The organism is Hyella patelloides LEGE 07179 (assembly GCF_900659865.1).
Classification (GTDB): domain Bacteria; phylum Cyanobacteriota; class Cyanobacteriia; order Cyanobacteriales; family Xenococcaceae; genus Hyella; species Hyella patelloides.
Window position 1 is genome coordinate 1 of the sequence record NZ_LR214371.1, and the last position, 11490, is coordinate 11490.

Below are 11490 nucleotides of genomic sequence, written 5' to 3' on the forward strand. Positions count from 1 at the left end.
GAAGCTCCGAACAGTATTACTATCGGTTTCATACCTGTCTTGAACGAGTTGCTCATTGAGGGAAACCCAAGGGGCTGATTCTGTCGTTTCACGGCAGAACTCTTCTGCCCCGCCCAAGACCCCTAAAGGACTAGCGAAGCTGTCGCGCACTCGTTCGCTAAATCAGCAACGCCAAAACGTTTAATGCCGAAAATAATCCAGAAGGGCATATAGATGATTATGGGATTTATCGCAATTTCTGGACACCTGAATCTTGGAAATCTCAGATTTTCGGAGCTTACACTATTGTTGCAGATAGACCTCATACAGAATATCGACAAGATGGTCAGATTGATGTTTTAACATTGGTGGTGAGAAATCAAAAACTCGATCTCATTTAAGTTAGGCTCGAAAAGTTATTATATTCAATTATTCTAAAGAATTGAAAGCAACACCTTGATTGGTAAAAATACTAGATAAATTGGGATCGTTTATGATAGCTTCTGTTTCTGCTGGACTGGCATAGAGGAATGTTCCATTTTGCGTATTCTGAAAACGATTAATTTCAGTGCCTAAACCTGCATCAGCTGGATGAAGATAGAAATCTGCAACATCATTACCTTCACTATCTAAACCTTCTGCTTCATAAATTTCTCTGAGGTTTGGGTCGGCAAAAATAGCATCTCTTTCCTGTTGTCCAACAAATGCATAAGTACCAGGTGTCTCCAGGCTTCTAATACGGTAGACAGGAGCTAAATCATCTCCATCCACAAGACTAGCAGTAAAAGCAGGACTGATACCATCTAATGCAAAAATTTCTCTCAACTCAGAATCGCTGATAATCGCATCTCTTTCCTCTGCATTAACAAAAATATAAGTTCCTGTTTCATAGGTAGTGTTGTGGAAACGAAATAAATCGATAGGTTCGGATACTTCTTCAGGTTCCACAGTAACGGTAAAGGTATCATCCACAGTTTGTTCGTTAGCCGTAGCACGGAGGGTAATCTCTGCTGTTCCTGATTGATTTTCGGCAAAATCGAGAGTCAGGCTATCATCTTCAATCGTGGTAGAGACTAATCGATCATTACTGTTAGCTCCCACTGCAATGGTAATCTCATCGCCATCGGCATCTTGAAAGACATCACTTAAATCGATAGTCTGATTGGCATCATCTTCGGTGACTGTGAGATCGGCAATGGGAGTGACAACTGTAGGCGGACTATCAACAGGTTCGTTTGCAGTGCCATAAAGATTGATTTCCCAAGAATTCCAAGTACCACTAATCAAATTTTTGTTATCTGAGACAGTCAGTGTCCATTCTCCTTGAGAAGATTCCCCCCAATGACAAGCAGAGGTAAACATCCAATTGTCATAGTTATATCCATCATCGTCACGAAATTCTGCTAATACTGATTGTGTTCCATCAGGAGAAGTCAAGACTATTTCTAAATCGCCTCGCCAAGTATGTTCTGCATCAAAGACGACTTCTACCCATTCCACATCAATATCTTCTTCTATATTAAAGCTGGAACTAATTCCTACTGGATTGTTATCAGGAATTAGAGAGTTAACATTAATTTGCTCAGAAGTAAGGGAAACTTCTTCGGCTACGCTTTCCCAATTTAAAGCTGAATTAACGGCTGCGGTAGCATCAATACCACCAAAACCATACTTGTAATTGACATCGTGTCCTGCGCCATTTTGTACCCAGTCTAAATCGTTAGGGTCGTTTTTTTCTGCTGTTTCGACTAGAATATGCTGTACGTCGCGCCAAGTAAGATTAGGGTTGGCTTCTAGCATTAAAGCAATTACTCCAGATACTAAAGGAGTTGCAGCAGATGTTCCCCCAAAATCTTCCGTATAGGAATCAGGATTTATAATCGTACCATTGTCTGTAGTGACAACTCCAATATCATCGTTACTCGAATATGCAGAAATTAGCAGTGATGCACCTGGATTACTGTAATTTGAATGTTCTCCGTTACGATCGATTGCTCCCACTGCAATGGTATAACGAGAGTTGGTATAGCGATCGTAGTTAACGTTATCTTCTTCTAAAGCATTGTTTCCTGCTGCAAATACATAGATATTGCCCAATCCTCCGCGACCTTCTTCAGTGTTATTTTCTATGGCATCTTGAGCTAGTTGTGGAGGCTCGACAAAATTCTCAGCCATACTCCAACTGTTACTATAAATGTCGATGTCTTGATTTTGATAAGATAAGGCAAGATAGTCTTCTATCGCAGAAGAGAAATCTACTCGTAAACTAGCAAAAGTAGCGTCTGGTGCTGCACCAATAATTCCAAGATCGTTATTTCCTTCTCCTACTGCTATACCAGCTACCCGAGTACCGTGATTTTCTGATATTAAAGGAAAAGGATCGCTATCATCGGATTGAAAATCATAACTTAGAGCAGAGTTATAATTATCATTCAGATCGGAGTGTGTGTATTGTACTCCATCATCAACAATACCGATAACTACTCCTTCTCCTGTAGCAGTTGACCAAGCATCCACAATATTGGCATCTGCTTCTGGTGTTCCTCCTGTCTGACCAGTGTTTTGCAGATACCATTGTAGATCGAATAAGGGATCTCGATCGCCGATAGTTGTGATATCAAAATCAGAAGTAGTCATAGTTATTTGTCTCCTTGTTTTGATAAATTAATCTGTGGTGATAAATCCCACTGATATAATTTATGCTACAAAGCTTGCGAGAAATTTCTTAGTATTTACACGGTTCTAGATATCCTTCTTAAAATAAGTTCCAACTTCTAATCTTTTCCGAGATTAAGGTTAAGTTATATAAATGTTTTAAAAAGGCGATCGCGAAGTGCTGCCTTTAGCAGACCGCTTTTCTAGACAGTATGTTTTTATTTTTATGATTATTTCTTCTGGGTAAAGAAACAGCTTATAATTCAACTATTTCAGATTACTCTAAAATAATCAATGGGGTTGAATTCATGTTTTTTTAACCGTAAAAAGTTCAGAAAAATCATTCATAAAGTTCATGATTTTCTTTAAATAACACTTCAATATAATTTTGAATTTTGAATTGTTAATGAGGACTTAAGTAAATTTCTTCGCTGAACAGCTATTTTATTCTGCGAGAGAATTTTTATCGCGTTAACCTGGATTAATGAATCGTTGACGCTTATTAATTTTGATGGATATTCGGCAAGCAAGACAATTAGCCCAAGATGAAAATACTACACCAGAGAAGTTAGAAAAACTAGCTAGAAATAAAGATTATCAAACTCGTAAATATGTTGCTGGGAATCCTAATACTCCTGTAATAGTATTAGAAAAATTAGGAGCAGAGTTTCCCGAAGAAATTACGAATAATCCTATTTTTTATTTGCTTTTGCTAGAAAATCCAGAAAGCGAATTTGTTAGATTATCCTTAGCTCGTAGCTCCACAACAGAACCAAAAACTCTCGTCAAGTTAGCCGAGTCAAACGATTTCAATCTTTTATACGCAATTGCTGGTAATCTTAATACTCCTCTTGATATTTTAGAAAAGCTATCAGAGATTCTATCGCTTCAAGTGGGAATTGCTGCAAATCCGCAAACGCCTTTGTCGATACTAAAAAAATTAGCTAGTTCTAAAAATTATGTTGTTAGGCAAGCAGTAGCCAGAAATAAAAGCGTTTCCTCAGAGATATTAGAAATTTTAGCAAGAGATCGCGACTTAAGAGTTCTTTTAGCTATTACTCAAAATCCTCATACACCTACTTCTATTTTAGAGATAGTAGCAGCTACCGAAGAAAGTATTGTTAGAGATTCTCTTTTGAAACATCCTAATTTTACTGACTCTGTACTGAATATTATTAAATTTATTGATGGAACAGCAAGACCAAACCCTTCAACTTTAGAAAAATTGGCAAAAAATCCCCATTTAAAGATACGCCGAATGGTGGCAGATTATATGAATACTCCAGCCAACATTTTGCGACAGCTAGCGCGGGAAGATGATTCGACAATATTAGAATGCATTACCATTCATCCGAACTTTTCCGTTGATACTTTAAAGGGTATTGCTTCGCGATTGATTGAATATTCCCGCTTGAATCAAATAATTCAGACTAAAAGTAAATTGCGTCCAAACAAATATGTTTTATCTAAATGCTATAGAAATCTCATTGAAAATAATCAAGTAGAACTATCTATAAAAATGCAGTTGGTCGATCTTATTAGTTCAATTAACTATAGGGGAGTTTTGTCACAGCTTGCTCAGTCTAATTTTGTAGAGCCAGATATTCTACTTCAAATAACAGAAAGTTGCACTATTTACTCCAATATTCTCAAGCCATGGTTATACTTGGCAAACAACTTTAATACACCGAATCAAGCTCTAGAGATTATTTATCGCGAACTAAGTAAAAATGAAGCAAGTTATACAGATCGAAATCAAGTTTCCAAAATATATAAGGCTCTATACCATCATCAAAATACACCTTTAATAATTAAAAAAGAAATAGCAGAAAATAAAAAAGTAAGTGAGTATTCTATTGCTAGCAACCCGATTACTTTTCAAAAAGTTCTGAGAGAATTATCTAAAAAACGCGCTCATTCGATTCGTTTATATGTTATTAACAATCCAAGTACTCCTGCAGATGTTTTTGAATATTTTATTCAAAATAATAAAATGACCAGCGATGTGGCAAGATGCAAAAATACTCCTATTCCAATTTTAGAAATGCTGGCAGCTAAAAAAGGCATCTATCTAAAAACCGAACTTGCTGAGAATCCCAATCTGCCAGTTCCAATCCTAGAAAATTTAGCCAAGGAAAGTAAAGACAAAATTCGCGCTAGCGTCGCTCGCAATCCTAGCACCCCCGCACATATTCTCGATTTCTTAGCTAAAGATCTTAGCCCTAGAGTTCGTTTTATGGCAGTTCAAAATAAAAACCTATCTAATACAACTATGGCTAAAATTATCAACAGAAACAGCGAATTTTATAAAGAATTTCCGCCAGGACTGCGAGAAAGAATCAGCGAATCTTATAAAGAAGGTCTATCATTACTGCGAGAAAATAACTTGATAAATGATAGTAATTTTTCTCAAAGCTCCTACCTTGAAGCGATCTCTCAAGATTACTCCCTAATGATCGGCACAATCGGCGAAACCCATCAAGAAATTCAATTAGCACTGTTAGAAAGAATTTTGGTAGATGGTAGTGATTTTTCGCAAAGCTTATCTTTAGAAGCAATTTCTCAGTATTACTCTCTGTCAATAATGCAAAAGATAGCTCAAAACAAAAATATAGCTCCTATTTATCTAGATTATCTAGCTTTTAACATTCCGACAAAACCAGATTTAAATCCCAATGTTTGCTTGCCCACTTTACAAGTACATATTGCAGATAATATTAATGCTTCTATGGAAACATTAGAAAAGTTAGCAACAAGCTCTGATACAGAAATACAAGAAAAAGCTAGAAAAACTTTAAAAATTAAATACAGCGTTTCTAGTTTGCAAAAGCTAAATTCTTAAATTATTTTTTGGTGATTTGTGATGCGATTTTCTATTAAGGGATAGTAAATTAGGCTTTTTTGATTCTGAAATCACTTCTAAAAGATAGAATCGATGATAACGCTATATTAGATTATATAGATAAGCTGTTGTGCATTTAAATTGCATTAACAACATTGCCTTTATTTTTCAATTTTCTTCTCCATTTAATAATTAAATCTTTTACTTCACTAGACTTGCGCTCAATTAGATATCAAATGGGTTCGATGTTATTAGTAAGTCCTTATCTACGTGATTATTAGCTTATAGCTTACAGCTTTGTTTAATGAGGATATAAATGAATTTCTTCTCTTAAGATACGTACCTCATAATTGCGTAAAAAATCTTGACCTAAAAGTCCTTCGGCTCTTGTTTCTCTGGGAGCAACTAAAACATCAAGATGATTAACTGTTGCTTTTTGTACTGTTAAAGAATTGACATGACAAACATCTAATTCTACATAGCGACCATCAGCTACACCACACCATGTTCTATCAATAGTATTTAATCGCATTGCTCTCTGCATTTTTTCAGTCAACATAGTCATAGTTGCACCTGTATCTACTATGAGATCGAAGGTGTATTTTTGATTAAACATAACTTCGACTACGGCACTACCACGATGGGAAGTAAAGTATTTAATCGGAATGTGAATAATCTTTTCTGCTTCTGTTTGTTGTTGGCGAATATTTGCTTTGATTGCTTGAATTTTTGCTTGAGCTTTTTGATGCTTTTGATGGTTTCCTTGATTGAGGAAAATCATTGCTGCTTTTTGATAGTTTACTATGGCATCTTCAGTATTTTCTAATAATTCTTGAAGCTTCCCATTACTAAGATATAATTCTCCATTATTGGGTTCAATGGCTAAGGCATTGGCATAGTCTTTAAAAGCTTCATCATATTGTTTTAATTGCACATAAGCTTGACCTCTTTGTAATAAAAAATCGGCATTAGTTGGCTCTCTTTTTAAGAGTTCGCTAAAGTCTTGCAGCGCACCATAAGCGTCTCCTAAATCAAGACGAGCCATTCCTCTTTGATACTGCCATTTTTGATTATGGGGTTCAATTTGAACTGCTTGAGCTAGATCGGTAATAGCCTTTTTACGATCGCCTAATTTGGCAGCAATTAAGCCTCTGTGGCAAAGAGCTTCTGGATTATGAGGCTCGATATTTAAAAGCCAATTAAGATCGGTTAAGGCTGCATAATAGTTTCCTGCTTCTGCTTTGGCGATCGCATTTCTCAAGAAATCTGGAACAACAGTGTGATTAACAGATAAGTAAGTGGTTGTAATTTTTTGAGGTGATTTTTTTATTTGTTTATTGAGTTTTTCAATCTGCTCAAAACAATAACGAGCATTTTTTTTATCTCCTTTTTCTAGATAGCAACGAGTGGCTTTTTTGTAAGTATCAATTGCTGCGGTAATTTGATTTTGCCTTTGATAAGCCTGTGCCAATAAACGATGAGCAATCGGTGAGCTATCATCTATATCTATTGCCAATTTAGTATTAGTGATTACTGCGGTAAGCTCGTTTTGAGAAAATTTAATGAGAGCAATACTAATGTAAGCTTTAACCGTGGGTTGTAAATAAATGACTTGGGTATAATCTGCGATCGCGCCTGTAAAATCTTGTAGTTTTTCTTTAACTTCTCCTCTTTGGTAATAAGCATCGGCAAAAGTAGAATCTTGTTCTAAAATTTGGTTAAGAATTACTAGAGCAGAAGTATATTCTTTTTTGGCTATTAAGTCTAATACTTGTTGATAATCTATTTTCATTCTGGACTTTAATATTACTTTTTTTATTTATCTAAAGTTCAGTATGCCCTTTATAGAGTTTTTTCTTATCAGTAGGAAACTGTAGACTAAAATACAGTGATCAATCACTATTTTTAAAGTTGTCTATGTGGTGTTTGCTAAATAAATATGAATATAACCCTGAATAAATATAAATATACCCCAGCCATTCATGATTACAGAAAAGCAATAGAATCTTAAAATAAATAAAAAAACACATGGTCTTTCATCTATGTACACATACACCATTTTATGAAATCCAGATAGGGGAGCAGTGAATCCAATACCATCCTGTTCTAATCGCATTAATAATCACAACTAAAATCGTAATTTTAAAAGTTATTAGTAGATAAATAAATATAAGTATGCCTATTTTTTCTAGTAGCATTACTGTGTTATTATGGAAATTTTAAGATTTTCAAAATTTAGAAATATTCGAGCCTCGTTCTAAATCCCCACAAAACAGTATTGATTGCCAAAAACTAAAGACTTTCAAATTGAAAAATCGTGGCAACTAAAGACTGGGGAAATTGTTTAATTTCTTGGTTATATTTTTCTACTGCTTGGTTATAACGCATTCTTTCTACTGCCAAACGATTTTCTGTTCCTGTAATTTCATATTGAAGGTTGATAAATAATTGACTAGACTTTAATTTTTGATTAGTAGTGGCATAATTAGAGAAATTTAAAATTGCTCGGTCTATATTGGCGATCGCATTTGTTTTTGCTTCAAAAGCATCTGCTTTTAAGTAGTCTTGTCTGGCGACAATTAATTGAGTAATAATTTCTTGTTCGTGGTTGGCATAAGTTTGAGTGAGATTAACTAATTGTGGAATAAGATTAGCTCGTCTTTGTAGTTGGTTTGTTACTTGTTTTTGAGCAGTTTTAGTGTTACTAATAACAGTAATCAGATGGTTATAAGTAATAGTACCCCAACAAGCGATCGCACTAAAGACCAATAAGCTAGAACCCAGAACTCTTTTCAGACGATATTGGATTCGTTTTTTTCGTGCTAATTTTTGCTGCTTTCGGTTTTTAATCTCTTGTACAGCTTTTATAACTAGGTAATCTGGTATTTGGGCTTCTGTACCAGCATGAATTAATTCTTCATCAGTATAGGCTTGATTTTCCTCAGTGTAGTATCTGGCTGCTAGTTCTAATATTTCTGAAGCTTTGGCTTCAGAGAAAGAATTATTGGGTTGTTTCATTTTTTCTGGTTCTGAATATTGCTTAAAAAAAGCATGAAAATTTTGTCAAAGCAATAGCTAGTTTAGGGAAATTTTCTTTAGTAATAGCCAGCAAGGGAAAAAATAATTAGCTAAAGCTAAATTAAGAGAAGCAATATCTTGCTCAAAGTTGGGACAATAGTAATTACCAACAAACAAAATTATTAAATCTTGAAAGGGAATATGAGTGTTTTTATGGGGTTTAGTATAAAGCTTATTCAGTAAAGTTTGGAATCTTAGTAGCTTTAAAATAAGCTGGTTATATTTCGATCGATCTTGTTTAATATATTCAGTAATAAAAGTTTGATTGAGATCGGAGATCGCTAGCCTTAAGCTAGATAAAATATCCCGATCTTTAATCTGAAATTTATTAATTAACTCTGTTTCTAAACTGGATAGGGGTAATTTAATTAGAGTTTCAAAAAGAGGTAAATAGAGAAATTCTAAGTCTTGAATTGTTAGGTCTAGTTTGGTAGGAAAATCTTTGAAATATGAAGTTGACGGGAGGAAATGCTCTCGGTCAGAGAGCATATTCCATTTATCCTCGAATGGGGACTCCCGTGTTGATAATAATAAGTCTTGAGAATCATAATTTTGTGACAGCCATTTATATTCATTGATATCTGCTAACATTTCCCCAATTAAATGGGTTGATAAACTTTGAAGACGCTTTTTGGCTGCACTGTGAAAAAACTTTTGTGCTAATGGTTTATTAAGATTAACTACGCCATTTTGGTAGCGAAATAATTGTTGTAAGCTAATGATTCCTGTGGTTGTCTTCACAGATGAATCGAGGTTTAAATCTCGATCTATTTGGCTTAAATATGTATAGTCATTGCTAAACTGAGTAAGAATGGATTGCCAATAATGTCCCCAAATATCATGAAGTAAAAAAGATTCTGCACGCTCTGTAGCAACCACAGTTACAGAAGTAGCGATCGCTTTTACAATTTCTGATTTATTATACCCTGTTACATTGACTAAACGCTGAAGTAATTGGGAGTCTATACTGGGAGCTTTTACATAACCAAAACTAGGAAAACGAGCAAACTGTTGCCAACTAAACTGCGATATCTTGTTAAAAAGACAGGAAATAGTTTGTTGTTCTGGAGGAGATAAATTTTGCCATAGATATTCTTCTTGGAGTCGATCTTTGTGATAATCGATTACAAAGGCAATTTGCATCTTTGTAGTTAAACAATTAATACTAGTTTCTGGTATAGTTACATCACCAAAGAGGCTCTGAAATAATCTGAGAACGTCTTTTTGGTGGGAAACTCGATTAAATTCATTTGTCAAGGCTTGTATTATCTGCTGTTGTCGAGCAATTTGTCGATCTATTTGAGTTAATAGATGTTTAATGTCTTTGGCATATTGGGACGATAATTGAAACAATCGACATAATTTTGCAACCATATCTGCTTCGTACCAAAAATTGGGAATAGAATCGTGTCGATAGCTACTGACGATCTGCGATTTATAAGTTCCTCCAGTTTGTTGACCTCCCAGTTGAGGATAGCGAGTAAGCAACATTACTGCTCTGACAAAGCAACGTCGAATCTTTAAAGGTATTTGCTCGACAGCTACAGCATCATTAATCGGATGAGTGTAATTTTGTAACTGTACTCCAATTTGTCTGAAGCGAGTTTGCAGATTGATATTCTGTTCGGTAGATTCTGAAGTCAATTTGAGGTATCTATGAATTTTGATTGCTTTGAAGAGCAATTCTGTTGCTTCAGAATTAGATATGTAGTTAAACATGGAAAAATTGATAATTAGTTATTACCGTTGCTATTGTTTGATTAAGACAAGTAAAGTTCCTAGTTCGTAAGTAGCAAGTAGCAAGTAGCAAGTAGTGAGTAGCAAGTACTTTAAAAAAGTGTCCTAATGCTTTTGTGTACTGCTATAGTTTCTATTGATAAATAAGCCTAAATTACTTGGGGTAGAGAGATAACTTCTAAATTTTGACTTTTGTACGGGCGATTCGCGAATCGCCCCTACGAATGCATGACTTCTGAATTCTGATTTTGTGAAAACTGTTATTTGTAAAGTATTACTTGCTACCACTCAAGAGCCAATTCTTACCAAACGAATTACAGTACGTTGATTTAGAGGAGAAGTAGGATCGATTTTTGGTAATGGCTCAGAAAAACCTAATCCTTCAGAAATAAAGTTGTGAGGTAAGTTATCTTGAAGTTGTTTGACTACTACCTCGGCTCTTTGCTGAGACAGTTGTTGATTAACTTGAGCATTGCCTGTTTTGCTAGTATGACCTTGGACTTTTATCGCGATGTTTTCAGGATTAAACTCGGCAATCTCTGTTTTGAGTTTGGCTAAAACTTCTTTGCTTTCTTGCGTTAGGTGTGCTGAACCTGTTTGAAAATGAACTTCCCCTCGCACTGTCAAATTACCTATGGGTTTAGCTGCTGCAACCTCGGCTGAAGAAACAGATTTCTTTGGTGCTGTCGATACTCCCTGCAATTTTTGTGCCAACTCTGGATTGTCAGCAGAGATCGTTTTTAACAGGCGATTGGTACGCTCGACGGCTGGTTTAAGATATTCGGCGGTAAATAAAGTGTCACTATCAGCGGGAATGTCCTCAATTTTACCTGCTAGGGCTAAAATAGCAGCGACAGCTTCAATTCTCTGTTGTAGAATACCTGTCGTCATCCATTTTTGCGCTTCTAAGGAAGAAAAGAATTGAATACCATTTCTGATTGTTTTGGCTTCTTGTGGCTCCATTTTGCCGTCGATGGCGATTTGATGTATCAGTAAACTAGAATCTTGAAGTCCACTATCGATGCTTTGATAGTAAGCAGAGATAAACTCAGTAACGGCTTCGGGATTATTTGCCATAACGCGATCGCTTGCTACAATAATATCAACAATAGTTTTGGGCGCATCTCGACTACTGAGGGCGATGGTATTACCCTGACTTTGGGCTTGAGAAACAAAAGGTTCCCATAGTACCCCTAAAG

Annotated in this window: 6 protein-coding genes; 1 reads left to right on the forward strand and 5 read right to left on the reverse strand. The window is 35.4% G+C overall.

Going from position 1 to position 11490, the window contains the following annotated elements:
• Positions 1-408: 408 nt before the first annotated feature.
• Positions 409-2616, reverse strand: a complete 2208-nt coding sequence (locus H1P_RS34475; RefSeq protein ID WP_144876151.1) for a S8 family peptidase — start codon at positions 2614-2616, stop codon at positions 409-411.
• Between the two features lie 529 nt (positions 2617-3145).
• Here H1P_RS34475 and H1P_RS34480 point away from each other — a divergent pair.
• Complete coding sequence (locus H1P_RS34480) at positions 3146-5476, forward strand: hypothetical protein (protein WP_144876153.1); 2331 nt, start codon at positions 3146-3148, stop codon at positions 5474-5476.
• 301 nt (positions 5477-5777) lie between these two features.
• Here H1P_RS34480 and H1P_RS34485 read toward each other — a convergent pair whose 3' ends face one another.
• From H1P_RS34485 to H1P_RS34500, 4 genes are all read right to left on the reverse strand, one after another.
• Positions 5778-7268, reverse strand: a complete 1491-nt coding sequence (locus H1P_RS34485) for a tetratricopeptide repeat protein (RefSeq protein WP_144876155.1) — start codon at positions 7266-7268, stop codon at positions 5778-5780.
• Between the two features lie 500 nt (positions 7269-7768).
• Positions 7769-8494 (reverse strand): LemA family protein, encoded by a 726-nt coding sequence (locus H1P_RS34490; RefSeq protein WP_144876157.1) that lies wholly within the window; start codon positions 8492-8494, stop codon positions 7769-7771.
• 57 nt (positions 8495-8551) lie between these two features.
• The gene (locus H1P_RS34495; protein ID WP_144876159.1) at positions 8552-10273 is read right to left on the reverse strand and encodes a hypothetical protein; all 1722 of its coding nucleotides are present in this window, start codon (positions 10271-10273) and stop codon (positions 8552-8554) included.
• Between the two features lie 306 nt (positions 10274-10579).
• On the reverse strand, positions 10580-11490 hold a 911-nt coding region (locus H1P_RS34500), incomplete at its 5' end, for an OmpA family protein (RefSeq protein ID WP_144876161.1).

Bases quoted from the DNA above. Each gene is read 5' to 3' on its own strand.
- H1P_RS34475 (WP_144876151.1), bottom strand. From the start codon at position 2,616: ATGACTACTTCTGATTTTGATATCACAACTATCGGCGATCGAGATCCC.
- H1P_RS34480 (WP_144876153.1), top strand. From the start codon at position 3,146: ATGGATATTCGGCAAGCAAGACAATTAGCCCAAGATGAAAATACTACA.
- H1P_RS34485 (WP_144876155.1), bottom strand. From the start codon at position 7,268: ATGAAAATAGATTATCAACAAGTATTAGACTTAATAGCCAAAAAAGAA.
- H1P_RS34490 (WP_144876157.1), bottom strand. From the start codon at position 8,494: ATGAAACAACCCAATAATTCTTTCTCTGAAGCCAAAGCTTCAGAAATA.
- H1P_RS34495 (WP_144876159.1), bottom strand. From the start codon at position 10,273: ATGTTTAACTACATATCTAATTCTGAAGCAACAGAATTGCTCTTCAAA.